At 71.1% G+C, this 26040-nt stretch carries 19 protein-coding genes; 5 read left to right on the top strand and 14 right to left on the bottom strand.

The genetic code is table 11. The features are described 5' to 3' along the window. Positions 1-216, top strand: a 216-nt coding sequence (locus ACZ6KY_RS29880) for a hypothetical protein (RefSeq protein WP_469313367.1), incomplete at its 5' end; no start/stop codon positions are given. A gap of 101 nt (positions 217-317) precedes the next feature. Here the strand turns inward: ACZ6KY_RS29880 and ACZ6KY_RS29875 are convergent. The 3 genes from ACZ6KY_RS29875 to thyX all read right to left on the bottom strand — a co-directional run bounded on the left by ACZ6KY_RS29875 (position 318) and on the right by thyX (position 4003). Further along, positions 318-2003 (bottom strand): ribonuclease J, encoded by a 1686-nt coding sequence (locus tag ACZ6KY_RS29875; protein WP_469313366.1) that lies wholly within the window; start codon positions 2001-2003, stop codon positions 318-320. Positions 2004-2151: 148 nt separating this feature from the next. Next, positions 2152-3051 carry a 4-hydroxy-tetrahydrodipicolinate synthase gene (gene dapA, locus ACZ6KY_RS29870; RefSeq protein ID WP_469313365.1) on the bottom strand — a complete coding sequence of 300 codons (900 nt, stop codon included), beginning with the start codon at positions 3049-3051 and terminating at the stop codon, positions 2152-2154. 211 nt (positions 3052-3262) lie between these two features. Further along, complete coding sequence (gene thyX / locus ACZ6KY_RS29865; protein WP_469313364.1) at positions 3263-4003, bottom strand: FAD-dependent thymidylate synthase; 741 nt, start codon at positions 4001-4003, stop codon at positions 3263-3265. Positions 4004-4244: 241 nt separating this feature from the next. Between thyX and ACZ6KY_RS29860 the strand changes: the two genes are divergently transcribed. Both ACZ6KY_RS29860 and ACZ6KY_RS29855 read left to right on the top strand, forming a co-directional pair. After that, positions 4245-4484: a hypothetical protein gene (locus ACZ6KY_RS29860; RefSeq protein WP_469313363.1), complete on the top strand. Its 240-nt coding sequence runs from the start codon at positions 4245-4247 to the stop codon at positions 4482-4484. 90 nt (positions 4485-4574) lie between these two features. Next, positions 4575-5132, top strand: a complete 558-nt coding sequence (locus ACZ6KY_RS29855; RefSeq protein ID WP_469313362.1) for a hypothetical protein — start codon at positions 4575-4577, stop codon at positions 5130-5132. Positions 5133-5194: 62 nt separating this feature from the next. On the opposite strand, the gene ACZ6KY_RS29850 is transcribed toward ACZ6KY_RS29855, so the two are convergent. The 5 genes from ACZ6KY_RS29850 to rpsO form a co-directional block, all read right to left on the bottom strand. Further along, on the bottom strand, positions 5195-5647 hold the full coding sequence (locus ACZ6KY_RS29850) for a tetratricopeptide repeat protein (protein ID WP_355842083.1): 453 nt from the start codon (positions 5645-5647) through the stop codon (positions 5195-5197). Positions 5648-5679: 32 nt separating this feature from the next. After that, positions 5680-6432 carry a 4-hydroxy-tetrahydrodipicolinate reductase gene (gene dapB, locus ACZ6KY_RS29845; protein WP_469313361.1) on the bottom strand — a complete coding sequence of 251 codons (753 nt, stop codon included), beginning with the start codon at positions 6430-6432 and terminating at the stop codon, positions 5680-5682. Between the two features lie 41 nt (positions 6433-6473). After that, the gene (locus tag ACZ6KY_RS29840) at positions 6474-7853 is read right to left on the bottom strand and encodes a M16 family metallopeptidase (protein ID WP_469313360.1); all 1380 of its coding nucleotides are present in this window, start codon (positions 7851-7853) and stop codon (positions 6474-6476) included. After that, positions 7850-10066 carry a polyribonucleotide nucleotidyltransferase gene (locus ACZ6KY_RS29835; protein WP_469313359.1) on the bottom strand — a complete coding sequence of 739 codons (2217 nt, stop codon included), beginning with the start codon at positions 10064-10066 and terminating at the stop codon, positions 7850-7852. Before ACZ6KY_RS29835 ends, ACZ6KY_RS29840 begins: the two co-directional genes overlap by 4 nt. Positions 10067-10428: 362 nt before the next feature. After that, positions 10429-10719, bottom strand: coding sequence for a 30S ribosomal protein S15 (gene rpsO / locus ACZ6KY_RS29830; protein WP_081219736.1), 291 nt, complete (start codon positions 10717-10719; stop codon positions 10429-10431). 264 nt (positions 10720-10983) lie between these two features. Here rpsO and ACZ6KY_RS29825 point away from each other — a divergent pair, with 264 nt between their 5' ends. Next, positions 10984-11280: a DUF397 domain-containing protein gene (locus tag ACZ6KY_RS29825; protein WP_469313358.1), complete on the top strand. Its 297-nt coding sequence runs from the start codon at positions 10984-10986 to the stop codon at positions 11278-11280. 416 nt (positions 11281-11696) lie between these two features. Then, complete coding sequence (locus ACZ6KY_RS29820) at positions 11697-15437, top strand: SCO5717 family growth-regulating ATPase (protein WP_469313357.1); 3741 nt, start codon at positions 11697-11699, stop codon at positions 15435-15437. A 103-nt stretch (positions 15438-15540) separates the two neighbouring features. On the opposite strand, the gene ACZ6KY_RS29815 is transcribed toward ACZ6KY_RS29820, so the two are convergent. The 6 genes from ACZ6KY_RS29815 to infB all read right to left on the bottom strand — a co-directional run bounded on the left by ACZ6KY_RS29815 (position 15541) and on the right by infB (position 26001). Next, positions 15541-16494 (bottom strand): bifunctional riboflavin kinase/FAD synthetase, encoded by a 954-nt coding sequence (locus ACZ6KY_RS29815; RefSeq protein ID WP_469313356.1) that lies wholly within the window; start codon positions 16492-16494, stop codon positions 15541-15543. A gap of 194 nt (positions 16495-16688) precedes the next feature. Then, positions 16689-20624 (bottom strand): serine protease, encoded by a 3936-nt coding sequence (locus ACZ6KY_RS29810; protein WP_469313355.1) that lies wholly within the window; start codon positions 20622-20624, stop codon positions 16689-16691. A gap of 288 nt (positions 20625-20912) precedes the next feature. Next, complete coding sequence (truB, locus tag ACZ6KY_RS29805) at positions 20913-21818, bottom strand: tRNA pseudouridine(55) synthase TruB (protein ID WP_469313354.1); 906 nt, start codon at positions 21816-21818, stop codon at positions 20913-20915. Continuing rightward, positions 21815-22264, bottom strand: coding sequence for a 30S ribosome-binding factor RbfA (rbfA, locus tag ACZ6KY_RS29800; protein WP_261709639.1), 450 nt, complete (start codon positions 22262-22264; stop codon positions 21815-21817). The genes truB and rbfA overlap by 4 nt, the downstream gene beginning before the upstream one ends. A gap of 33 nt (positions 22265-22297) precedes the next feature. Further along, positions 22298-22591, bottom strand: a complete 294-nt coding sequence (locus tag ACZ6KY_RS29795) for a DUF503 domain-containing protein (protein WP_351123437.1) — start codon at positions 22589-22591, stop codon at positions 22298-22300. Positions 22592-22836: 245 nt separating this feature from the next. Then, positions 22837-26001 (bottom strand): translation initiation factor IF-2, encoded by a 3165-nt coding sequence (infB, locus tag ACZ6KY_RS29790; protein WP_469313353.1) that lies wholly within the window; start codon positions 25999-26001, stop codon positions 22837-22839. Between the last annotated feature and the right edge of the window lie 39 nt (positions 26002-26040).

The following is a 26040-nucleotide window of genomic DNA, read 5'->3' as shown; positions in this document are numbered from 1 at the left end:
ACCGTTTCCGTATCCGATTTCCTCGGCGCTTTCCAGGTTCCCGCTTCCGCGTTTCCCTTTCCGGCGAGTCCGACTCTATCAGATCCTTTCGGGCCCGATTTCCTCGGTGCTTTCCAGGTAATCCGCTTTCGCGTTTCCCTTTCCGGCGGCTCCGACTTTATCAGGTTTCCTGAGTCGGAATTCCCGCCCAGTTCGGGGACTGGTCCGGAAGCTTGAAGCTTTCGGGTGCCCGTTCAGGCGGAGACGTAAACGTACTGGAGCGGAGCACCCCGATGCAAATCGAGGCGCTCCGCTCCAGGTTGGGGCTCTGCCGGACGTCAGACCTCGACGACGACCGGGAGGATCATCGGGCGCCGGCGGTAGGTGTCGGACACCCACTTGCCCAGCGTGCGGCGGATGAGTTGCTGCAACTGGTGGGGCTCGACCACACCGTCCTGGGCCGACCGCTCCAGGACTTCCCTGATCTTCGGGATGACATCGACAAAGACGGAGTCGTCGATACCGGAACCGCGTGCCTGCACGTGCGGGCCGGCCGTGAGCTTGCCGGTGCTGGCGTCCATCACCACGAAGACCGAGATGATGCCCTCGTCGCCGAGGATCTTGCGGTCCTTGAGCGTGGGCTCACCGACGTCACCGACCGAGAGGCCGTCGACGTACACGTATCCCGCCTGGACCTTGCCGGAGATCTTCGCCTTGCCCTCGATCAGGTCGACGACGACGCCGTCCTCGGCGATCACGATCCGGTCGTGCGGGACGCCGGTCAGGGCGCCGAGCTCGGCGTTGGCGCGCAGGTGGCGCCATTCGCCGTGGACCGGCATCAGGTTGCGCGGCTTGCAGATGTTGTAGAAGTACAACAGCTCGCCCGCGGAGGCGTGGCCGGAGACGTGCACCTTGGCGTTGCCCTTGTGGACGACGTTCGCGCCCCAGCGGGTCAGGCCGTTGATGACGCGGTAGACCGCGTTCTCGTTGCCCGGGATCAGCGACGACGCCAGGATCACCGTGTCGCCCTGGACGATCCGGATCTGGTGGTCGCGGTTCGCCATCCGGGAGAGGGCGGCCATCGGCTCACCCTGGGAGCCCGTACAGACGAGGACGATCTGGTGATCCGGGAGGTCGTCGAGCGTCTTGACGTCGACGACCAGGCCCGGCGGGACCTTCAGATAGCCGAGGTCCCGCGCGATGCCCATGTTGCGGACCATCGAGCGGCCGACGAAGGCGACCCTGCGGCCGTACTCGTGGGCGGTGTCGAGGATCTGCTGGATGCGGTGGACGTGGCTGGCGAAGCTCGCCACGATGATCCGCTTGCTGGCACCGGCGAAGACCTGGCGCAGCACGTTCGCGATGTCGCGCTCGGGCGGGACGAACCCCGGGACCTCGGCGTTCGTGGAGTCCGAGAGAAGGAGGTCGATGCCCTCCTCGCTCAGCCGGGCGAACGCGTGCAGGTCCGTGAGGCGGCCGTCCAGCGGGAGCTGGTCCATCTTGAAGTCGCCGGTGTGGACGACCATGCCCGCGGGGGTGCGGATGGCGACCGCGAGGGCGTCCGGGATGGAGTGGTTGACCGCGACGAACTCGCAGTCGAAGGGGCCGATGCGCTCACGGTGGCCCTCGGCCACTTCGAGCGTGTAGGGCCGGATGCGGTGCTCCTGGAGCTTCGCCTCGATGAGCGCGAGGGTCAGCTTGGAGCCGATCAGCGGGATGTCCGGCTTCTCGCGCAGGAGGAACGGGACGCCGCCGATGTGGTCCTCGTGGCCGTGCGTGAGCACGATGCCCTCGATGTCGTCGAGGCGGTCCCTGATGGACGTGAAGTCCGGCAGGATCAGGTCGATTCCGGGCTGCTCCTCCTCGGGGAAGAGCACTCCGCAGTCGACGATCAGCAGGCGGCCTCCGTACTCGAAGACCGTCATGTTCCGGCCGATCTCGCCGAGGCCGCCGAGCGGGGTGACCCGGAGGCCGCCCTTCGGGAGGACCGGCGGTGCGCCGAGTTCAGGATGCGGATGACTCAAAAGACTCTCCTCACCACGCGCGCCACGTACCTGGCAAGGCACGTGGCGCGCGTGACGTTCGTGCAGTAGCTGTTGTGTGTGGGGTGCAGACCGATGGCCTGCGGTCGTACGTATTCAGTTGTGAAGTCTGTGGTGGCGAAGTCTGTGGCTAGAGCTCTACCCCGCCGGCGCCAAGATCGATCTTGAGCTGGGTGGTCTCCTCGGGCGACAGTTCGACCATCGGGGCGCGCAGCGGACCGGCGGGCAGGCCCTGGAGGGCGAGCGCGGCCTTGGTCGTCATGACGCCCTGGGTGCGGAACATGCCGGTGAAGACGGGGAGCAGCTTCTGGTGGATCTCGGTGGCCTTCTGGACGTCGCCCGAGAGGTACGCGTCGAGCATCGCGCGCAGTTCCGGGGTGACGACGTGGCCGACCACGGAGACGAAGCCCACCGCGCCGACGGAGAGCAGCGGCAGGTTCAGCATGTCGTCGCCCGAGTACCAGGCGAGGCCTGAGCGGGCGATGGCCCAGCTGGCCCGGCCGAGGTCTCCCTTGGCGTCCTTGTTCGCGACGATACGCGGGTGCTCGGCGAGCCGCACCAGAGTTTCGGTGTTGATCGGGACGCCGCTGCGGCCGGGGATGTCGTAGAGCATGACCGGCAGTCCGGTCGCGTCGGCGATGGCCGAGAAGTGCCGGTACAGGCCCTCTTGCGGGGGCTTGTTGTAGTACGGCGTCACGGTGAGCAGGCCGTGCGCGCCGGTCTTCTCGGCGTCGCGGGCAAGCTCGATGCTGTGGTGGGTGTCGTTCGTGCCGACGCCGGCGACGATGTGGGCGCGGTCGCCCACCGCCTCCAGCACCGCGCGTACGAGATCCGATTTCTCCGCGTTGCTGGTGGTCGGGGACTCACCGGTGGTGCCGTTGATGATCAGGCCGTCGTTGCCTGCGTCCACCAAGTGGGTGGCGAGCCGCTGAGCGCCATCGAGGTCGAGTCCGCCGTCCGCCGTGAAGGGCGTGACCATGGCGGTGAGGACCCGCCCGAAGGGGGTCTGCGGAGTGGAGGTCGGAGCCATGGGTAACACGCTACTCGCTGCTCAACGCGTGGTCTGCCCTCGGGAGACACGACAAAGCATGACAAAGGTGGAACCCGGCACTGCCTGCTCGGGGGTTCAAGCAGTGCCGGGTCCGTTTGATCAGGCTAGATGAACTTCGCGAAATGCCGCAATACGGACACTTCGCTCGGCTGATCCGTACATCTGTGCCGGGCCGGTGCGCGGAGGCGTGTTACGGCGCCACGCGCCCGTTGGCGTTGTAGGCCGCGTGTGTGAGCGGCATGAGCCCGGCCCACTCCGCCTCCATCTTCTCGCCGACCATCTCGATCTCCCGCTGCGGGAAGGACGGGACCTTGGCGAGCTCGTGCTGGGTACGCAGACCGAGGAAGTGCATCAGGGAACGGGCGTTGCACGTGGCGTACATCGAGGAGAAGAGACCGACCGGAAGGGTGGCCCGGGCGACCTCGCGGGCGACACCGGCGGCCAGCATCTCCTGATACGCGGCGTACGACTGCCGGTAGGACTCCTCCATGACCGCGCTGGCAGTCTTGTACTGCTCGGGGGTGCCCTGGACGAACTCGTACTTGCCGGGGCGCCCCTGCTGGACCAGCTTGCGGTCCTCACCGGGAACGTAGAAGACCGGCTCCAGCTCCCTGTAGCGGCCCGACTCCTCGTTATAGGACCACCCGACACGGTGCCTCATGAACTCCCGGAAGACGAAGATCGGGGCGCTGATGAAGAAGGTCATCGAGTTGTGCTCGAAGGGGCTGCCGTGCCGGTCCCGCATCAGGTAGTTGATCAGGCCCTTGGAGCGCTCCGGGGCCTTCTGCAGCTCCTCCAGCGACTGCTCCCCGGCGGTGGAGACACGGGCGGCGAACAGCACGTCGGCGTCGGAGGCCGTGTGCTTGATCAGCTCGACGGTGACATCGCTGCGGAAGCTGGGCTTGAGGTCGTCGGCTGGGGTGTCGGTCACGTGCGGAGGGTCCTTCCCATCACTGGCTCGGGCGGCGACCACTCTACGGCCCGGCACTGACAACGGGGCGTTCGCTACCGTGCCGCGACATTAGACGGCGAAGTCCTGCGAATTCGGTGATTCTGGGCACCTCTTGGGGCGTTCGGCCGTCTGTATGAGTGAGACTGACCTGTTCGAGCAGTTCGAGTCGCTTGTCACCGCATCACCGCATCCCGCGACCCCCAGAGGAGAAGCACCGCCCATGTTCCGTCGGCGCGAGCCCGTCCCGTTCGCCTTCAACGCCGAAGCCGACCAGTTCCGCAGCAATGTCGCTCCCCCGCCCCGCGAGCGGTCCTCCGCCGGGCAGATAGCCGGCCGGTGGCTCATGGGACTCACCGTGATCGCCGGGATCGCCGGGTCCCTGATCCTCGGAATGCCCGCCCTGTCACAGGATCGGTCACCTGCGCAGACGCAGCATTCCGAGGCGTCGGACGGCCGCTGACTCTTCCGGACCCCCAAGGGTGGTGAGCCGGCAACCGGCTCGATAACCTCACCGGGCACAGCCCATGCGTGGATTGAGTGAGGATCAGTCGTGCCCCTGCCCTTCCTGACGGCGGACCGCGCCTTTGACGAGGCGGCGGAGGATGTCGCGCTGCCCTTCGACGACCGCGACCGCTGGCGGCGCCCCTACCGGCCCGGCCCCTGGCGGGTGGGCGCGGCCGCGCTCGTCCTGCTGCTCGCCTCGTACGTGCTCGTCGCGGCCGTGATAATCGCCGTCGCCGGGACGCTGCCCGGCGCCGCGGCCTGCATGGCCGGGGCGACGGTCGTCATCCTGTGCGCGCTGCGGCTGCTGCGCATGGGTGTGTGGGTCAGCGCCCGAGGGCTGCGCCGGGTGGGCTTCTTCGTCACGCACACGACACCGTGGGAGCGGGTCGTGGCGGTGCGCACGGTCCAGCAGCCGGTGCGCTGGCTGGGACTGCCGCGCACGGTCCAGGGCCAGGCCCTGACGCTCGTGAGCAGGAACCGCGCGCCCGGAGACGCGCCCCCGCTGATGACCACGCACAACGCCGACTTCCTGGCGCGGACCGAGGCCTTCGACCGGGCGGCGGACGTCGTCGAGGTGTGGGCCGACGAGTACCGGCGGGTCTGAGACATCACGACGATGGGGCCGGCCCGCGCGCTGCGGGCCGGCCCCATCGTCGTACGACCTGATCAGGCTTCCAGCGTCCGGCCCTCGTGCAGGGCGATGGCCCTCTGCATGGCCTTGCGGGCGCGCGGGGTGTCCCGGGCGTCGTGGTAGGCGACGGCGAGGCGGAACCAGTTGCGCCAGTCGTCCGGGGCGTCCTCGGTCTCGGCCTTGCGGCGGGCGAAGACCTCGTCGGCCGAGTCGCGGTCGATGCGGCCTCCCTCGGTGCGCCGCAGCTCGTCGACGGGCAGTCCGCCCTCGGCGTCGAGCACGGCGGAGAGCCGGTTGGCCTTCCGGACGAACTGGGTGTTCATCCAGAGGAACCAGACGCCGATGACCGGCAGGATGAGCACCGCGACACCGAAGGTGACGGTGATCAGGGTGCCGTTCTGGATGAGCAGCACACCCCGGCTGCCGACCAGGACGAAATAGACGACCAGGACGGCGGCCGTGATGGCATAGGTGATCTTCGCGCGCATGTCTGCCGGCTAACTGTCGTACGTTCCCCGGCTCAGCCGAGGTCCAGGAAGTGTTCCAGGCCGAAGGTGAGGCCCGGTGTGGTCACCACGCGGCGGGCGCCGAGCAGGATGCCCGGCATGAAGCTGCTGTGGTGGAGGGAGTCGTGGCGGATGGTCAGGGTCTCGCCCTCGCCGCCCAGCAGGACCTCCTGGTGGGCGAGGAGGCCGCGCAGCCGGACCGCGTGCACCGGGACGCCGTCGACGTCGGCGCCGCGGGCGCCGTCCAGGGCGGTCACCGTGGCGTCGGGCTGCGGGGCGCTGCCCGCGCGTTCCCGGGCCGCGGCGATGAGCTGAGCGGTGCGCGTGGCGGTGCCGCTGGGAGCGTCCACCTTGTTCGGGTGGTGCAGCTCGACGACCTCGACGGACTCGAAGTACGGCGCCGCGATCTCGGCGAACTTCATCGTCAGTACGGCCCCGATGGAGAAGTTCGGCGCGATGAGCACGCCGGTCTCCGGGGACGCGGCCAGTGAGGTGCCGAGCTGAGTGAGGCGCTCCTCGGTCCAGCCGGTCGTCCCGACCACGGCGTGGATGCCGTGCCGGACGCAGAAGTCGAGGTTGCCCATCACCGAGGCCGGAGTGGTCAGCTCGACCACGACCTGGGTTCCCGCGTCGACGAGCGTCTCCAGCTTGTCGCCGCGGCCCAGCGCGGCCACCAGTTCCATGTCCTCGGCGGCCTCGACGGCTCGTACCGCCTCGGCTCCGATCCGGCCCTTGGCACCGAGGACCGCCACGCGCAGCTTGCTCATTGCTTCGTTCCTTACCGAGACGGGATTCACGCGGCCGGGATCTACGCGACCGCGTCGTGCAGCCGGGAGGCCTGCTTGTCCTTGACCGGGCCGATGACCGCCAGCGAGGGCCGCTGTCCCAGGACGTCCCGGGCGATCGAGCGGACCTCGTCAGGGGTGACCGACGCTATCCGGGCCAGCATGTCGTCGACCGACATCTGCTCGCCCCAGCACAGCTCACTCTTGCCGATCCGGTTCATCAGCGCGCCGGTGTCCTCCAGGCCGAGGACCGTGGAGCCCTGGAGCTGGCCGATGGCGCGGCCGATCTCGTCGTCCGAGAGACCGTGCTCGGCGACCTGGTCGAGCTCGTCGCGGCAGAGCTTGAGGACGTCGTGGACCTGGCTCGGGCGACAGCCCGCGTAGACGCCGAAGAGACCGCAGTCGGCGAAGCCCGACGTGTACGAGTACACGCTGTAGGCCAGGCCGCGCTTCTCGCGGACCTCCTGGAACAGCCGCGAGGACATGCCGCCGCCGAGGGCGGTGTTCAGCACGCCGAGCGCCCAGCGGCGCTCGTCGGTGCGGGCCAGACCCGGCATGCCGAGGACGACATGGGCCTGCTCGGTCTTGCGGCCGAGCAGTTCGACGCGGCCCGCGGTGCGGATGCCGCGCCGGCCGTCGCGCGGGGCGATGGGTGCCGCCTCGGCGTTCTTGAAGGCGCCGGCCTTCTCGAAGGCGGCGCGGACCTGGCGTACGACCTTGTTGTGGTCGACGTTGCCCGCGCAGGCCACGACGAGGTGCGTCGGGTCGTAGTGCTTCTTGTAGAAGCGGCGGATGCGGTCCGCGGTGAGGGCGTTGACCGTGTCGACCGTGCCGAGGACCGGGCGGCCGAGGGGGGTGTCGCCGAGCATGGTGTGCGCGAACAGGTCGTGCACGCAGTCGCCCGGGTCGTCCTCGGTCATCGCGATCTCTTCGAGGATCGCGCCGCGCTCGACGTTGACGTCGTCCTCGCGGATGAGCGAGCCGGTCAGCATGTCGCAGACGACGTCGATGGCCAGCGGCAGGTCGGTGTCGAGCACGCGCGCGTAGTAGCACGTGTACTCCTTGGCCGTGAACGCGTTCATCTCGCCGCCGACCGCGTCGATCGCCGAGGAGATGTCCAGGGCTGACCTGCGGTTCGTGCCCTTGAAGAGCAGGTGCTCCAGGTAGTGCGTCGCGCCGTTCAGGGTCGGCGTCTCGTCGCGGGAGCCCACGTGCGCCCAGATGCCGAACGTGGCGGAGCGCACGGAGGGGAGCGTCTCGGTGACGATGCGCAGCCCGCCGGGCAGGGTGGTCTTGCGAACCGTACCGATGCCGTTCGCGCCCTTGATGAGGGTTTGGGTACGGGCGACGGCCCGCGCCTCCGAAGAGGTGCGGGCCGTCGTCGTGGAGCTACTCGACGTCACTGGTCGGTGTCGTCCTTCTTCTCATCGTCGCCTTCGCCCTCGATCACGGGGATCAGGGAGAGCTTGCCGCGGGAGTCGATCTCTGCGATCTCGACCTGGACCTTGGAGCCCACGCCGACGACGTCCTCGACGTTCTCCACGCGCTTGCCGCCGGCGAGCTTGCGGATCTGCGAGATGTGCAGCAGACCGTCCTTGCCCGGGAGCAGCGACACGAACGCGCCGAAGGTCGTCGTCTTCACGACGGTGCCCAGGTAGCGCTCGCCGACCTCCGGCATGGTCGGGTTGGCGATCGCGTTGATCGTGGCGCGCGCGGCCTCGGCCTGCGAGCCCTGCTGGGCACCGATGTAGATGGTGCCGTCGTCCTCGATCGTGATGTCGGCGCCGGTGTCCTCCTGGATCTGGTTGATCATCTTGCCCTTGGGGCCGATGACCTCACCGATCTTGTCCACGGGGATCTTGACGGTGATGATCCGCGGGGCGTTCGGGGACATCTCGTCCGGCGTGTCGATCGCTTCCATCATCACGTCGAGGATGTGGAGGCGGGCGTCGCGGGCCTGCTTGAGGGCCGCGGCCAGGACGGAGGCGGGGATGCCGTCCAGCTTGGTGTCGAGCTGGAGGGCGGTCACGAACTCCTTGGTGCCGGCGACCTTGAAGTCCATGTCGCCGAAGGCGTCCTCCGCACCGAGGATGTCGGTGAGGGCGACGTAGTGCGTCTGGCCGTCGATCTCCTGGGAGATCAGACCCATGGCGATACCCGCGACGGCGGCCTTGAGCGGCACACCGGCGTTGAGCAGCGACATGGTCGAGGCGCAGACCGAGCCCATGGACGTCGAACCGTTGGAGCCGAGGGCCTCGGACACCTGACGGATCGCGTAGGGGAACTCCTCGCGGGTCGGCAGGACCGGCACGATCGCGCGCTCGGCGAGCGCGCCGTGGCCGATCTCGCGGCGCTTCGGGGAGCCGACGCGGCCCGTCTCACCGACGGAGTACGGCGGGAAGTTGTAGTTGTGCATGTAGCGCTTGCGGGTCACCGGGGAGAGGGTGTCCAGCTGCTGCTCCATGCGGAGCATGTTGAGGGTGGTGACGCCCAGGATCTGGGTCTCGCCACGCTCGAACAGCGCCGAGCCGTGCACGCGCGGGATGGCCTCGACCTCGGCGGCCAGCGTACGGATGTCCGTGACGCCGCGGCCGTCGATGCGGATCTTGTCCTTGATGACGCGCTCGCGGACCAGCTTCTTGGTCAGCGCGCGGTACGCGGCGGAGATCTCCTTCTCGCGACCCTCGAACTGCGGGAGCAGCTTCTCGGCGGCGATCTCCTTGACGCGGTCCAGCTCGGCCTCGCGGTCCTGCTTGCCGGCGATGGTGAGCGCCTGGGCGAGCTCGCTCTTGACCGCGGCGGTGAGGGCCTCGAAGACGTCGTCCTGGTAGTCCAGGAAGATCGGGAACTCACCGGTCGGCTTGGCGGCCTTCGCGGCGAGGTCCGACTGCGCCTTGCACAGGACCTTGATGAAGGGCTTCGCGGCGTCGAGGCCGGCGGCCACGACCTCCTCGGTCGGCGCCTCGGCGCCACCCTGGACGAGCGTGATCGTCTTGTCGGTGGCCTCGGCCTCGACCATCATGATCGCGACGTCGCCGTCCTCGAGGACGCGACCGGCGACGACCATGTCGAAGACGGCGTCCTCGAGCTCGGTGTGCGTCGGGAACGCGACCCACTGGCCGTTGATCAGCGCGACGCGGACGCCGCCGACCGGGCCGGAGAAGGGCAGACCGGCCAGCTGGGTGGACGCGGAGGCGGCGTTGATCGCCACGACGTCGTACAGGTGGTCGGGGTTGAGGGCCATGATCGTCGCGACGACCTGGATCTCGTTGCGAAGGCCCTTCTTGAAGGACGGACGCAGCGGGCGGTCGATCAGACGGCAGGTGAGGATGGCGTCCTCGGAGGGACGGCCCTCACGTCGGAAGAAGCTGCCGGGGATCTTGCCGGCGGCGTACATCCGCTCCTCGACGTCCACCGTCAGGGGGAAGAAGTCGAGCTGGTCCTTGGGCTTCTTCGAAGCGGTGGTGGCCGACAGCACCATGGTGTCGTCGTCCAGGTACGCGACGGCGGAGCCGGCGGCCTGCCTGGCCAGCCTGCCCGTCTCGAAGCGGATGGTGCGGGTGCCGAAGGAACCGTTGTCGATAACGGCCTCGGCGTAGTGGGTCTCGTTCTCCACTAGCGTTTTCTCCTCGTCTTCGTCCCGTCCTGCCCGTGTGGCAGGGGGACGGTGGCGGAGAAGCGCTCCTTCTGGTGCGGGCCGGTCTTCGATCGAAGCACCCGGGGCTCTTTCGCCCGGGGGCCACTACCGAGGACCGGCGGCGATGAGGCGCGCTTCTCCTCGTTCGTTGTCGTGAGATGCCCTACCCGGCGGGTACGGCGTCGTCACGCTGTGTTCGTACGTGCGGTTTCCTGCGTATTGCGTTGTGCTACCACACTACAAAGCGTCGGTGACACTCCGCACGTAGAGAGCACCTGCGGCAGCACATACAGCAAAAGGAGCGGCTCCCAAGAAGTGGGAACCGCTCCCTTCACGGCGTCTTACTTGGCGCCGCCGGCCGCACCACGGCGGATGCCCAGGCGGTCGACCAGCGCACGGAAGCGCTGGATGTCCTTCTTGGCCAGGTACTGAAGCAGGCGGCGACGCTGGCCGACCAGGATCAGAAGACCACGGCGGGAGTGGTGGTCGTGCTTGTGGGTCTTGAGGTGCTCGGTCAGGTCCGAGATCCGGCGCGAGAGCATGGCGACCTGGACCTCGGGGGAGCCGGTGTCGCCCTCCTTCTGACCGAACTCGCTGATGAGCTGCTTCTTCGTAGCGGCGTCGAGCGGCACGCTTACTCCTTGTAGTCTCGTGTCTGCCACCGAGTGCCCCTGGTCGAATTCTCAGGGGAGCTTCCGTTACTCGGGAGGCGGGGATCCGCTGGGCGCGGCCTCCGGAGCAGTGCTCCGGGGGTGCGTACACAAACGGCCGTTACACAGGGTACCAGCCTGGCCGGATGCTTCCGTCCGGGTCTTCGAACCTTCCCGGACGGCGCGGACCAGGCCACTAGGGTGACGGCAGAGGTCATTCGTACGTGGGGAAGGGGCCGGCGGAACATGGCCGAGGAAGCGGACAAGGACGTCAAGGCGCGCAAGGAGCGGGAGAAGGACGAGCTCTACGCGCTCGACATCTCGGGCGTCGAATGGCAGAGCGCGCCGGGCACGGAGGAGCACGAGGAGCGCGTCGAGATCGCGTATCTCCCCGGGGGCGCGGTGGCCATGCGGTCCTCGCTCGACCCGGCGACGGTCCTCCGGTACACGGAGGCGGAATGGCGGGCCTTCGTGCTGGGCGCGCGGGACGGCGAGTTCGATCTGGAACCGGCGCCGACGACGGGCGGCCTGCCGGCGGAGTAGTCGGTCGGCGGGGACGCCGGGAACCGAGGGGCCGCGCGGAGAAGTTCCGTGGCGGCCCTTTTGGCTGCCTCACGGTCCGTTCACGGGAGGCAAGTGGCCTTCCTGATGCCGTTGTTTGTCTGCTTTCGGGGTCAATAGTGAGCGTGCGTACGCCACTTCTGGGCAGGGTGTGCCGTAACGGGCTGCCGCGGTGAGGTGGGCAGGCCTGCCCTACGGACAGTCATGGTGATTAGGCTGGGACAGGGCGCGACGCCTGAACCCTTGGACGGGTGGCTCGCGTTACCCGGGGGGCCGGTCAATTCGGACGACCTCGTACGGACTTCGGGCGGCCTCGGTCGTCCGTGAACGTCAACGGACGACAAGTAGACGGTCGCCTCGGCACGACTTGAGGGTGCTCGACCACACCAGGAGGAATTGTGAACAGCGATCGGGACGGGATCCGCGGGGGCTGGGCCACGCCCGGCGATGACCAGTCCGACGCCGAGTCCGCCGTCGAGACGACGGGCGAGTTCACCATCGACTACGCGCCGCCCGCCTGGTACACGCAGAACGCCTCGGGTGGTTCCGGCGATTCGGGCAGCCCTGGCGACGCCCAGGGACCGGGCGGTTCGGGGGACTCGGAAGGCCCGGAGGGCTCGAATGAGTCGGAGGAGTCGTCGGAGGGATCGGCTGGGTCGGAGGACTTGGCAGCTTCGGGCGCCTCGATGCCTTCGGGGAACCCGACGACTTCGGGTGGTTCGACTGCTTCGGGCGTTCCGGCGACCGCTCCGGTCGGCTCGGCGCCTGTCGTTGGCCCCGAGGCAGTCCGGCCGCCCGTCGCGCAGCCCCACGTCCCGCAGCCCCAGGCTCCGGCCGTGGCGCCTGTCGCGGACGCCGGTGGCGCGACCGCTCTGCCTGCCAACCTTCCCCTGGGGGGATTCCAGGCGCCGTGGACGCCTGCCGACTCCCCGGCGCCCGTCGCCGAGCCTGCCGTCCCTTCCAACACCCCTTCCGGCGAACCGGATTCCGGGAACGGAGACCTGGAGAGCGGCGCGACCATGCGGTTCTCCGCTGCCGCGCTGAAGCGTGAGATCGCGGAGCGGGCGGTTTCCGAGACCACCGAGTCCGAGGACGCGGACGCGCCTGCGCCTGCGGCCGACTTCGCCGCCGAGGGTGCCGAGGCCGAGGCGGGCTCCGAAGGCAGCGACAACAGCGGTGCGTTGGAGGACGAGGGCGAGGCCGAGGACCCGAGCGTGCCCGTAGCCGCGGTCGAACCTGACGCCGTGGTCCAGCCCGGCCCCGAGGCCCAGTCCGAGCACGTGGTCCAGTCCGAGCAGACGGCACAGCTCCAGCCCGTGGCCGCCCCCGCGGCAGAGCCCGTCATCGATCCCGTGCTCGCCTACCAGTCGCTGGAGGCGGCCTCCCAGCGCGCCAGCGTGGCCGACGTACCGTTGGCCGACCAGGCCCCCACGGCCGACGCCGTCGTCGGCTCCCCGGGTGCCGAGTCCGCCGAGGAACCGAGCGCTGTCTCGGCCGAGGGCGAGGGCGAGGGCGAGGGCGAGGGCGCCGAGATCGTGGAGCCGCGCTCCGCGGACGACGAGGTCGGCACGGACCCCGATGCCCACGCGTCCGACGACTTCCACCAGCAGGACGTCCCCTCCCAGGACAGCGAGCCCCAGGACGCGGTGCCCGTGGTCCGGCCTGAGGAGTCCGAGGGCGTACCGGACTCGCCCCCCGCCTGGGCTCCGCCGCCGCTGCCGCAGGGTGGGCTGCCGCCCTTGCCGCCCGCCTACCAGCCCGCGGCACCCACGCCGGCCCCGCAGTGGCCCGCCTCCACCGAGCCCGCACCGGCCGCACAGGGCCAGGTGCCGCAGCAGGCGCCCGCCGCACCTGCCCCCGGCCGGCCCTTCCAGCCGCCTGCCGCGCAATCGCCCGCGCCCGGCCAGCCTTTCCAGCCCCCCGCGCCGGCGCCCTCACCCGCTCCGGGCCAGCCCTTCCAGCCCCCGGCACCGCAGCAGGCGCCGACGGCGTGGTCCTCCCCCGGTGCACCCGGTTCGGCGGGTTCAGCGGGTTCGCCCGAGGGGCCCGTGTCTGCGCAGCCGGCCGCATTCCAGAACCCCGTGCCGGCTCCGCCGCAGGCCCACCCCTCGGTACCGCCGGTACCACCGCTCCCGCCGACCGAGGCGCCCGCGCCGACTCCACCGCAGCAGGGGAGTTACGGGTTCCCCCAGTCCGGTGCTCCGGACCCGGCATCCACCCCGCAGGGCAGCTACGGCTTCCCGCAGCCCGGCGCACCCGCCCCGGCTCCGGCCGCCCCGCCCACCCAGGCCCCTGGATACGGGTTCCCCCAGCAGCACACCGCGCCCCAGGACCAGCAGGTGGCCCACCCCGCCGCCCCGCAGGCTCCGGCGTACGGGTTCCCGCAGCAGAACGCCCCCGCCCCGGAGCAGTACGCACCCGCTCCGGGATACGGGTTCCCTCAGCAGCACACGCCGCCCCAGGACCAGCAGGTCGCCTACCCCGCCGCCATGCGGGCTCCGGGATACGGGTTCCCGCAGCCCGCCGCGCCCGCGCCGGACGCCGTACCGCCGCATGCTCCCGCTCCCTTCCCTGAGCAGGGCTACGGATTCCCGCAGCAGGCGGCCAACTCGCCCGCCCCGCAGCCTGGTTACGACCTCGCGCAGTCGCAGCAGCCCCCGGCCCCGGGCCAGGCGGCCCCGCCGTACCCGGCACCGGCCCAGCCGCAGAGCCCGCAGCCGCAGCCCCCGCACCAGCCGGGCCCTCCGCCCGTACAGCAGCAGCCCGCCGCCCCCGTCGACCCCCGGACCGGTACCGCCTGGCCGCAGCCCGTGCGGCACGATCAGCGGCAGCCGACCAATCCCGGTGCGGCCCCGCTCGGGTACACCGCGGCGGTGGAGCTGTCCTCCGACCGACTGCTCAACAACAAGAGGCAGAAGGTCAAGAGCGGTCGTCCGGCCGCCGCGTCGTCGCGTTTCAAGCTGGGCGGGAAGAAGGAAGAGGCCGATCGGCAGCGGAAGTTGGAGCTGATCCGGACTCCGGTGCTCTCCTGCTACCGGATCGCCGTCATCAGCCTCAAGGGTGGCGTGGGCAAGACGACCACGACCACCGCGCTCGGCTCCACGCTCGCCACCGAGCGGCAGGACAAGATCCTCGCCATCGACGCCAACCCGGACGCCGGTACGCTCGGCCGCCGGGTGCGTCGCGAGACCGGCGCCACCATTCGTGACCTCGTGCAGGCGATCCCGTACATCAACTCGTACATGGACATCCGGCGGTTCACCTCCCAGGCGCCCTCCGGGCTGGAGATCATCGCCAACGACGTCGACCCGGCCGTGTCCACGGCCTTCAACGACGAGGACTACCGGCGCGCGATCGACGTCCTGGGCAAGCAGTACCCGATCATCCTGACCGACTCCGGTACGGGTCTGCTGTACAGCGCCATGCGCGGGGTGCTCGACCTCGCCGACCAGCTCATCATCATCTCGACGCCGTCGGTGGACGGGGCGAGTAGCGCCAGTACGACACTGGACTGGCTGTCGGCGCACGGGTACGCGGACCTCGTCTCGCGGTCCGTCACCGTCATCTCCGGGGTGCGCGACACCGGCAAGATGATCAAGGTGGAGGACATCGTCAGCCACTTCGAGACGCGCTGCCGCGGTGTCGTGGTCGTGCCGTTCGACGAGCACCTGTCCGCGGGCGCCGAGGTCGACCTCGACATGATGCGCCCCAAGGTGCGGGAGGCGTACTTCAACCTCTCCGCGATGGTCGCCGAGGACATCGCACGGCACCAGCAGTCGCACGGGCTGTGGACGAACGACGGCAACCCGCCACCGGTGGCCGCGCCGCCGATGCCGGGCCAGTACGTTCCGGGCCAGCAGGTTCCCGGGCAGTACGTCCAGGGTCAGCAGGTTCCGGGCCAGCAGGTTCCGGGCCAGCCCGCGCCGGGTCAGGCTCCGCAGCAGCCCCAGCCCGGACAGCCGTACGCCCAGCCGGGACAGCCCTACCCCCAGCAGCCCGGTCAGCCCTATCCGCAGGCGCCGGCGCAGGGCTACCCGCAGCCGGAGCCGCCCCAGCCGGGTCAGCAGTACCAGCCCGGACAGCCCTACCCGCCGGACCAGGGACCGACCCCGCCGCCTCCGGCGCCCCCTCAGCAGTAGCCCGGTCGGCCCTGCCGAGGGGCCGACCCACGCGAAAGCCCGCACCGTTCGCGGACGGTGCGGGCTTTCGCGTACCCGGACGGACGGGCCGAGGAGACAGGGACTACTCCCCGTCGTACGCCTCGATCAGTTCGAGCGAGCGCTTCACATCGTCGGTGATGGCTACCAGCAGTGCCTCGATGGAGTCGAACCGGGCCTGGCCGCGGACGAAGGCGAGGAAGTCGACGGCGACGTGCAGGCCGTAGAGGTCGAGGCCGACGCGGTCGATGGCGTACGCCTCCACCGTGCGCTCGGTGCCGTCGAACTGCGGGTTCGTGCCGACGGAGATCGCGGCGGGCATGACCTCGCCCTGGGCGTGCAGCCAGCCGGCGTAGACGCCGTCCGCGGGGATCGCGGTGTGCGGGAGGGTCTCGACGTTCGCCGTGGGGAAGCCGAGTTCACGACCACGCTGGGCACCTCGGACGACGATGCCCTCGACGCGGTGCGGCCGTCCGAGGATCTCGCGCGCGCCCTCGACATCGCCCTCGGCGACGAGGCGCCTGGTGAGGGTCGAGGAGAACGGCTCGCCGCCACCCGCCTCGCCGGTCACATAGAGGTCCACGACCTCGACCTCGAAGCCGTACGTCTTCCCCTGCTCGCGCAGGAAGTCGACGTTGCCCGCGGCCTTATGGCCGAAACGGAAGTTGGGGCCCTCGACGACGGCCTTGGCGTGCAGCTTGTCGACGAGCACCTTCACCACGAAGTCGGCGGGCGACAGCTTCGAGAACTCGGTGGTGAACGGCAGGATGAGCAGGGCGTCCACGCCCAGTTCGGCCATCAGTTCCGCGCGGCGGTGGTGCGGGGCGAGCAGCGGGGGGTGGCTGCCGGGGCGGACCACTTCGCTGGGGTGCGGGTCGAAGGTGACCACGACGGAGGGGACGCCCAGCTCACGGGCGCGGTCCACGGCATGCCGGATGATCAGCTGGTGTCCGCGGTGCACCCCGTCGTAGGAACCGATGGTGACGACGCTGCGCCCCCAGTCCTCGGGGATGTCCTCCAAGCCACGCCAGCGCTGCACTGTGACCGCTCCTTGTCGAACCCGTGTCCGTGATTGCCTCATTCGCAGCTCTAAGGGTGCCATGCCGTGTGCTCTCGGCTTGCATCGGCATCGGGCTGTGACCGATCGCTCAGCGCCGCCGACTCGGTGCGGTGGGGTGTGCGGTGGGGTCGGAAGTGCCGTCTGCGGTGCGGAGTTCGGTGCGTGGGCGTGGTTCAGGCGGGGATCCTTGCCCCGGTCAGGCTCTCGATCATGCGGCGGGTGCTGGGGCCGACCATGCCGGACCACTCCTCGGGGGTGCCGGTCAGCCAGCGGGCGGCCGGGTCGGCGAAGCCCGGGACACGCCGGGCCAGGTCGGCGAGGGCGCGGTCGAAGCCGGTGGCCCCGGCCGGTGTGCGGACGAGGAGAAGGCCGACACGGTGCACCAGTTCGCGGGTGAGGTCCTCGCCGCGTCGGTCGAGGCCGTCGGCGGCGGCCCTCAGGACGGTGTCGAGAACGACCGGATCCCGCTCGTGCGCCAGCAGCAGATCGAGCAGCTCGCGCCGCAGCGGGGCGGACACCGTGTCTCCCGGCGCCGCGAGAACCTGGGCGAGCGCCGTCCGCACCTGCGCGTCACACCCCTCCAGCAGACCACTGACCAGGGGAAACAACACCGTCTGGGCGGCGCTTCCGTGGTCGAGGCGCCGGTCCACGTAGGCCGCCATGTACGCGGCGGCCCCGGGGCACAGCTCCACGGTCTCCCGCACCAGCGCGGCCACTCGGCGGGCCAGCGGCGCTGTGGTGACGTCGGCGAGGCAGCTCAGCAGCTCGGCCGTGTCGGGGCCGAGGCGTCGCAGCCGGTCGCGGAAGGCGGCGAGCACGGGTTCCGGGTGGGTGGTGAGCGCGGCGGCCAACGCGCTCGGGGGCAGCCGGACGTCGCCGGCCGCGAAGCGTTCCGATGCCTGTGGCAGGCACTGGGCACGCGTGAGCGGATCCCGTACGAGGATGCCGAGCGCCCCGCCGTGCAGCGTGTGGTCGGCGGGACGGGCGAGCAGGGTGAGAGCGGCGTGACGCAGGAGCTCGCGGTCGGCCGCGGTCCCCGCGAACGGCGCCGCCCGCAGGCCGTACGCGACCGCAGCCACCCGCCGCGCCGGCTGTTCGTCGTGCGCCCACCGGTGCACCGCCCGGCAGACGGCCGACGGCTCCTCCTCGGCCAGCACGGCCAGCAGCTCGTCGCCCCGCGGGTGTCCGCAGGCCACCAGGGACTCGGCCAGATCGTCCGGTGCCCGCCGCCGGTGCGCGTACAGCAGCGCCTGCGCGGCCGTCGCCACGGTCGCGTCCGGGGTCGCGGGGAGGGGCCGCTCGTCGTCGAACCAGCGGGTGAGGTGGCGGTGTACGGCGGTCGGGTCGGCGGCGAGGAGACGGGAGACGGTGTCGAGGTAGCGCGGGGCGGCGGGGGCCTCGCCGGGGCGCGGGGGCTCGGTCGCCGGGGTCCGGCGGGGGTCGGCGGCCACCAGGCGCCTGAGCAGGTCGAAGCGGTCCGCGTCCGGTACGGGCAGCGCCGCCCAGAAGGCCGGGCCGAACTCCTCCGGCACGGTCCCGCCCTGCTCCCGCCACGCCACGATCCGCCCGGTGAGGAGCCGCAGTACACCGATGTACGGGGTCGCGTCGGGCACCCGGAGCAGAACCGTGGTGCAGAGGCGGGTGGCCCACCAGAGGGGGTCGCGCCGCGAGGCGCCCCTCGGCGGGCCCTGCGGTGTGCGCGCCGGATCGCCGAGACGGTCCGGCGCCTCGGGCAGCCGATCGTCGACCGCGTGGACGAGGTCCTCCAGACGGAGGGCCAGTTCGGCGGCGCCCTGTTGACGGGCCAGCAGGAGCAGGGTCTCGACGACGGGGCCGATCCGGTGGCGGGGGACGGGCGTGGTGTCCGCCCCGGGGTCAGGCGTACCGGAGTCAGGCGTGGTGGGCCGGACGCGGCGAGCGTTCCGGCGGCCGGGCGCCGTGGTCCCCGTGGTCACCGTGGTCCCCGTACGCCCGGAGCCGGTGCCAGGTGCGGCGCGCCCGCGGTGGACCAGGCTTTCCAGCGCCGCGTCCAGGTCGAGGTGGGTGCCCTGGATCCAGTCGGCGAGCTCCTCGTGGGCGAAGCGGTAGCCGTCGCCGGCGGGGGCGAGGAGTCCCTCGGTGAGTACGGCGGACGCCCAGCCGGTGATGCCCGCCAGGCGTCCCGGGGCGGGCCCCCAGGGAAAGACGGCTTCGAAGGACGCCCGGTCCAGTTGGCCCTGCCCGGGTCCCAGGCAGCGTCGGGCGGCCTCGTGCACCTGGCCGGAGACCCGGGCGGCGAGCCGGCGCACGGCGGTGCCGCGCAGCCCGTTCGCCACGGCGAGCCGTACGGCTACGCGCAGGCACATCAGGTCGAGGTGGGCGGCGAACACGTCGTCGCGGTCGAGCGGTTCGGCCGGCAGGTCGACCGGCGCGGCCCGCACTCCGGAGAGCAGCCGCAGCACCAGCGGATGGCGGGCGTCGGCCGGCACGAGGGTGCCCTCCGGAATCCCGGCACGCGACCGGGCCCGCCGAGCCTCCTCCCCGGTCAGGTCACCGAGCGGCACGCAGCCGGGCAGAGACCCACCCGCGCACGCCGACGCCTGCCCGGCCAGGTAAGCCGGCACCTGCTGCCCAGCCACGTCGGGTGACGCCTGCCCGTCCGCATACGGCGGCGCCTGCCCGCCGACGGCCGGGTCGGCCGGTGGACGGCCGGCCGGGTGCACCGTCGGACGGCCGCCCGGCCGGTGCAGCAGCTCCGCCGGGAATTCCGCCCCCGCCCGTTCCCAGTACTCCGCCCGGCAGCCGACCACGAGCCGTGTGCCGGTTTCCGTCAGCCAGGTGGCCGTTCCCTCGGTCCAGGCGGGAAGCCGGTGGGCGAGTTCGGGTGGCATCTCCTCGGGGCCGTCGAGCAGGAGCAGCAGCGGCCGGCCGGCGGCGCGGGCCAGTCGGGCCAGCCGGTCCGGCCCGATGTCGCCGAGTTCGCCGTCGTATACCTCGGGGGGCAGCACACCCGTGTCGTCCGCGGACCGCCGGACGGCCTCTCCCTGGGTGGGCGCCCCGGGAGTCTGCCGGGCCGTGGCGACGATCCGCCCGGCGCGCTCCAGGGCGCGCCTCGCAGCGTCCGCCACCGAGGTGTCGTCGGCGCGGAGGTCGGCGCCGCGCAGCCACAGTGTGGGCGCCGGTTCACAGCCCCGCAGGCGGCGGGCGGCGAGGGCGGCCAGTTCCGTCGTACGACCGCTGCCGGGCGGGCCGACGAGTCCGAGGACGAGGGCGGGGCCGCTCTCGAAGACCGCGAACTCCCTGATGACATCGGCCCGTTCGACGATGTCGGGGTCCGTGTCCGCGGCCCCGGACGGAACCGGTGGGCGGGGTCCGTCCGAGCCCACCGAGGTCGCGGTGAGTTCCAGTGCGCCCGCGGGATTCAGATCGGCGCCGTACGCGGGCACGGTCGCCGCGTTGCGGGCCAGCAGCTCGGTGAGCGGCCCCGCGAATCCCCGCAGAGGGACGGCGAAGCCGGGCGCCCGATGGCCGGCCGGGGTCTCCCCCGGCCCGCTGCCGTCCGGGGTCCGGGGAGACAGGGCGGTGCCGACGACCGCCACCACGGCGCCGGTGCCGGCGTCGAGGACGGGTCCCCCGGCCGCTCCGCCACCCGGCCGGAGCGCGTCCGCGCCCGCCGTACCGATCGCCAACTCCAGCACGTCACGCAGGAGATGGGCGCGACCGGTGGCCGGGTACGTCGCGGTGGAGGCGCCCAGTACCCGAGCCTCCCGCCAGCCGCCCGCCGCGATCCGGACGTACGTACCGGTCGCGACGCGGTCCCGCACGGTGACGGGGAGCGGGACGAGGCCGAGACCTTCGGTGCGTACGAGAGCCAGACCGATGTCGGGCAGCGGCGTGACGGCGTCGGCGGTCACCACACAGGTGCGGTCGCCGGGGGCGTGCAGGACGAGTCGGTCCAGGCCGTCGACGGCCTCATGGCCGGTGATCACGGTGCCGTGGTGGTCGGCCGCGAAACCCGTGCCGCGTGGACGGCCCGCCAGGTCGCAGACGCGCACGAGGACGTCGTCCCGCGTCTGGCCGGCGTCGTCCGCCGCCTCTTCGTTCCCGGTCCGCGGGCCTCGCCCCGCCATACTCGAACCTCCCCCGCCGCGCTCCTGCTCCGACGGTAGGGGCGAGGTGATCAGCGGGACAGATCGTGAGGCGAACGCGCCCCCTTCTACTCCCTCGGTTCACTCCGAGCGCCTGCCCGATGGGGTGAATACGGGAGAGTGGATGGATATACACCCTTGGGTGGGGGATCCGAGGGGGGACCGTGGAGCGGCGGGCACGAGACCCCGTGATCGCCGCTCCACGGGCGGAGTGTCCACCCGGTCGGCGCACCTGGCGTGCGCGCGGGGGACCTCGGCCGAAGGGAAGCCTCAGCCGAAGACGGCCAGGGACTTCGCCTTGCCCTTCTGCTCCTCCACCAGCGCGAGGAACTGGCCTTCGGGGTCGAAGACCGCGACGGTGCCCTTGCCCGTGTACTCGTCGGGCATCTCGAGCCGGACGCCGTTCAGCAGCAGCCGGGCCCGGTTGGTGTCCACGTCCCAGCGCGGGAACGCGGCCGCGGCCGCCTCCGCGACCGGCATCACCGTCAGCTCCTCCTGGAGCTGGTCGAGGGTGCGCGCGGAGTCCAGCTTGTAGGGGCCGACGCGGGTGCGGCGCAGGGCGGTGAGGTGACCGCCGACACCGAGGTCCGCGCCGAGGTCGCGGGCGATCGCCCGGATGTACGTCCCGGACGAGCAGACGACGGAGACGACCAGGTCGAGCACCGGGGTGCCGTCCTCGGCGACCGCGTCACGGATGTCGTACACCGCGAACGACGAGATGGTCACCGGGCGGGCCGGGATCTCGAATTCCTCGCCCTCGCGCGCCCTCTTGTACGAGCGCACGCCGTTGATCTTGATGGCGCTGACCTTGGACGGCACCTGCATGATGGCGCCGGTCAGCTTGGCGACCCCGGCGTCGATCGCGTCGCGCTTCACACCGGAGGTGTCCGTCGAGGAGGTGAGGTCGCCCTCGGCGTCGTCGGTCAGCGTGTTCTGGCCGAGCCGGATCGTGCCGAGGTACTCCTTCTCGGTGAGCGCGAGGTGCCCGAGGAGCTTGGTGGCCTTCTCGACACCGAGGACGAGCACGCCCGTCGCCATGGGGTCGAGGGTGCCCGCGTGGCCGACCCGGCGTGTCCGGGCGATGCCGCGCATCTTGGCGACCACGTCGTGCGAAGTGAAGCCCGACGGTTTGTCGACAATGACAAGCCCGTCGGGCGTGCTGGGCTTCTGCGTCATTCCGCCGCGTCGTCCTCGTCGTCCTCGCCCGGCTTCTTGTACGGGTCCGCGTCACCCGCGAAGGACGCGCCGGCCGAGACCTCGCGCACCTTCTCGTCCGAGGCCCGTGCCTTGTCGAGCAGGTCCTCGATGGTCTTGGCGGTGTCCGGCAGGGCGTCCGCGACGAACGTCAGCGTCGGCGTGAACTTCACGCCCGCCGCCGCGCCGACGGCCGAACGGAGAACGCCCTTGGCGCTCTCCAGGCCCGCGGCCGCCTCGGCGCGCTGCTCGTCGTCCCCGTACACCGTGTAGAAGACGGTGGCCTCCCGGAGGTCCCCGGTGACCCGGGTGTCCGTGATGGTGACGTGAGTGCCGAGCCGCGGGTCCTTGATCCCGCGCTGCAGCTTCTTGGCCACCACCTCTCGGATGAGGTCCGCCAGCCTCTTCGCCCGCGCGTTGTCGGCCACTGGTCCGTCTCCTTCTTCGCCTTGCTTGTTTCGTCAGTCTTCGTCTGTGTGGACTCTGCGCCGTACCGACAGCAGTTCCACCTCCGGCCGCGCCGCGACCAGCCGTTCGCACCGGTCCAGTACGTCGGTCAGGTGCGTGGTGTCCCCGGAGACCACCGCCAGGCCGATCTCGGCCCGGCGGTGAAGGTCCTGGTTGCCCGTCTCGGCGGCACTCACCGCGTACTTCCGCTGGAGTTCGGCGACGATCGGCCGGACGAGAGAGCGTTTCTCCTTGAGCGAGTGAACGTCGCCGAGGAGGAGGTCGAAGGACAGCGTCCCCACATACATGTGTAACCGGATGTCCCGCCGGTACGGGATAGACGGCCTGCCAATGCACTTGGCAGGAACATCAGAACCGTACAACGAACCGTCGGCTCGCTCGACGGGGTTTCCGGGCCCCCGGGCCGTTCGCCGGCCGGGGCCGGTCACACAGTTCCCCGCGCCCCGAGGAGGGACGCGGGGAATTGCGTGATCGTGCAAAAGCCAGGCTGGCCGGCGGTGACTGCTCACCGCCGGCCAGCCTGGGAACCGCTTTACGAGCGCGGCTTCTCGCGCATCTCGTACGTCGCGATGACGTCGTCGACCTTGATGTCGTTGAAGTTGCCGAGGTTGATACCGCCCTCGAACCCTTCGCGGATCTCGGTGACGTCGTCCTTGAAGCGACGCAGCCCGGAGATGTTGAGGCTCTCCGCGATGACCTTGCCGTCGCGGACGAGTCGCGCCTTCGTGTTGCGCTTGACCTCGCCCGAGCGGACCAGGACACCGGCGATGTTGCCCAGCTTGGACGACTTGAAGACCTCGCGGATCTCCGCCGTGCCGAGCTCGACCTCCTCGTACTCCGGCTTGAGCATGCCCTTGAGGGCCGCTTCGATCTCCTCGATGGCCTGGTAGATCACCGAGTAGTACCGGACGTCGACGCCCTCGCGCTCCGCCATCTGCGCCGCGCGGCCCGCAGCGCGGACGTTGAAGCCGATGACGATGGCGTCGGAGCCGGTCGCCAGGTTGATGTCGGACTCGGTGACCGCACCCACACCGCGGTGCAGGACACGGATGTCGACCTCGTCGCCGACGTCGAGCTGGAGCAGCGAGGACTCGAGGGCCTCCACCGAACCGGACGCGTCGCCCTTGATGATGAGGTTGAGTTCCTGCACCAGACCGGCCTTGAGGGCCTCGTCCAGGTTCTCCAGGGAGAACCGGACGCCCCGGCGGGCGAAGTTGGCGTTGCGCTCGCGCGCCGCCCGCTTCTCGGCGATCTGACGCGCCGTGCGGTCCTCGTCGACGACCAGGAAGTTGTCGCCGGCGCCCGGGACGTTGGTGAGACCCAGGACCAGGACGGGGGTCGACGGACCCGCTTCCTCGACGTTGTTGCCGTTGTCGTCGAGCATCGCCCGGACACGGCCGTACGCGTCGCCGACCACCATGGTGTCGCCGATGCGCAGCGTGCCGCGCTGGACCAGGACCGTCGAAACGGCACCGCGGCCGCGGTCGAGGTGGGACTCGATCGCGATGCCCTGCGCGTCCTGCTCCGGGTTGGCCCGCAGGTCGAGCGAGGCGTCCGCGGTCAGGACCACGGCCTCCAGCAGGCTCTCGATGTTGAGGCCCTGCTTGGCGGAGATGTCGACGAACATCGTGTCGCCGCCGTACTCCTCGGCCACCAGACCGAACTCGGTGAGCTGACCGCGCACCTTGGTCGGGTCGGCACCCTCGACGTCGATCTTGTTGACCGCGACCACGATCGGCACGTCGGCCGCCTTGGCGTGGTTCAGCGCCTCGATCGTCTGGGGCATCACACCGTCGTTGGCCGCCACCACGAGGATCGCGATGTCGGTCGACTTGGCACCACGGGCACGCATGGCGGTGAACGCCTCGTGACCCGGGGTGTCGATGAAGGTGATCCTGCGCTCTTCACCGTTGACCTCGGTGGCCACCTGGTAGGCACCGATGTGCTGGGTGATACCGCCGGCCTCGCCCGCGACGACGTTCGTCTTGCGGATGGTGTCGAGAAGGCGGGTCTTACCGTGGTCGACGTGACCCATGACGGTCACGACCGGCGGACGGACCACGAGGTCGTCCTCGTCGCCCTCGTCCTCGCCGAACTCGATGTCGAAGGACTCGAGCAGCTCGCGGTCCTCCTCCTCGGGGCTGACGATCTCGAGGACGAAGTTCATCTCGTCCGCGAGGAGCTTCAGCGTCTCGTCGGAGACGGACTGCGTGGCAGTGACCATCTCGCCGAGGTTCATCATCACGCCGACGAGCGACGCCGGGTTGGCGCCGATCTTCTCGGCGAAGTCGGTGAGGGACGCACCGCGCGACAGGCGGACGGACTGTCCGTTGCCGCGAGGCAGCATCACGCCGCCGACCGACGGGGCCTGCATGGCCTCGTACTCCTGGCGCCTCTGCCGCTTCGACTTGCGACCACGACGCGCCGGACCGCCGGGACGGCCGAACGCACCCTGCGTGCCACCACGGGCACCGGGACCACCCGGACGACCGCCGAAGCCGGGACGACCGCCGCCACCGCCACCGGGACCACCGGGACGACCGGCGAAACCGCCGCCACCGCCACCGGGACCACCGGGACGACCGGCGAAGCCGCCGCCACCGCCACCGGGACCGGCCGGACGGCCGGCGAAGCCGCCGCCACCCGGACGACCGCCGCCGCCGCCACCGGGACCACCGGGACGACCGCCACCCGCACCGGGACCACGGCCACCGGGGCCGCCGCCGGGACGCGGGGAGCCCGCGGCCGGACGCTGAGGCATCATGCCGGGGTTCGGACGGTTACCGCCCGGACCGCCGCCGGGACGCGGAGCCTGCGGACGGGGCATGCCGCCCGGAGTGGGACGGGCACCGCCCGGACCGCCCTGCGGACGCGGAGCGCCGCCGGGACCGCCCTGGGGACGGGGAGCACGGTCCTGGCCGCCCGCGCCCTGCGGACGCGGAGCGCCGGGGGCACCGGCGCCACCGGGACGCGGGGCACCGCCCGGACGGGGCGTCTGCGGACGCGCCATGCCGGTGGAGCCACCAGAGGTGAACGGGTTGTTGCCCGGACGGGGACCGGCCGGACGGGCACCGGGACGCGGAGCCTGACCGCCGGGACGCGGGGCGCCACCCTGACGGTCGCCGCGCTCGGGACGCTCGGAACGCTCGGGACGGTCACCACGACCCTGACCACCCTGACCGGGGCCACCGGCCGGACGGGCACCGGGACGCGGGGCCTGGCCGGCGGGACGCGGAGCGCCCGGACGGGGGGCACCCGCGGCGGGAGCCGAGGGGGTCGACGGCGCGACCGGCGCCGACGGGGGCGCGGTGAACTCGGCCGCTACCGGAGCCGGAGCCGCCGGAGCGGGCTTCGGGGCCGGCTTGGGACCCGGAGTCGGGCGCGGGCCCGGGGCAGCCGGAGCAGCCGCGGGAGTCTCGGCCGCGGCCGGCTTCGGGGCCGGCGGGCGCGGGGCGGCCGGACGGGCCGCCTGCGCCGGAGAGGGGGCACCCGGCTTGGCCGGGGAAGCCTTGCGCGGGGCGGGCTTGCCGCCACCGTTGCCCTGCTGGAGGGCATCTGTCAGTTTACGTACGACGGGGGCCTCGATCGTCGAGGACGCCGAACGGACGAATTCACCGAGTTCTTGGAGCTTGGCCATGACGACCTTGCTCTCTACGCCGAACTCCTTGGCGAGTTCGTATACCCGGACCTTAGCCACTTCGCTCCTTTTAGGTCCGGGTCTGCGTCCGGACCGTCG

The sequence above is a fragment of the Streptomyces sp. NPDC042002 genome, assembly GCF_055588305.1.
The sequence above is the reverse complement of the archived record's forward strand: the minus strand, read 5'-3'. Positions and strand labels throughout refer to the sequence as shown.

Excerpts from the sequence above, each read along its gene's own strand:
- ACZ6KY_RS29850 (WP_355842083.1), bottom strand. The coding sequence starts at position 5,647 with ATGCGCGCGAAGATCACCTATGCCATCACGGCCGCCGTCCTGGTCGTC.
- ACZ6KY_RS29825 (WP_469313358.1), top strand. The coding sequence starts at position 10,984 with ATGGCCGAGGAAGCGGACAAGGACGTCAAGGCGCGCAAGGAGCGGGAG.
- ACZ6KY_RS29795 (WP_351123437.1), bottom strand. The coding sequence starts at position 22,591 with ATGTATGTGGGGACGCTGTCCTTCGACCTCCTCCTCGGCGACGTTCAC.
- ACZ6KY_RS29810 (WP_469313355.1), bottom strand. The coding sequence starts at position 20,624 with ATGGCGGGGCGAGGCCCGCGGACCGGGAACGAAGAGGCGGCGGACGAC.
- truB (WP_469313354.1), bottom strand. The coding sequence starts at position 21,818 with ATGACGCAGAAGCCCAGCACGCCCGACGGGCTTGTCATTGTCGACAAA.
- dapA (WP_469313365.1), bottom strand. The coding sequence starts at position 3,051 with ATGGCTCCGACCTCCACTCCGCAGACCCCCTTCGGGCGGGTCCTCACC.
- ACZ6KY_RS29860 (WP_469313363.1), top strand. The coding sequence starts at position 4,245 with ATGTTCCGTCGGCGCGAGCCCGTCCCGTTCGCCTTCAACGCCGAAGCC.
- dapB (WP_469313361.1), bottom strand. The coding sequence starts at position 6,432 with ATGAGCAAGCTGCGCGTGGCGGTCCTCGGTGCCAAGGGCCGGATCGGA.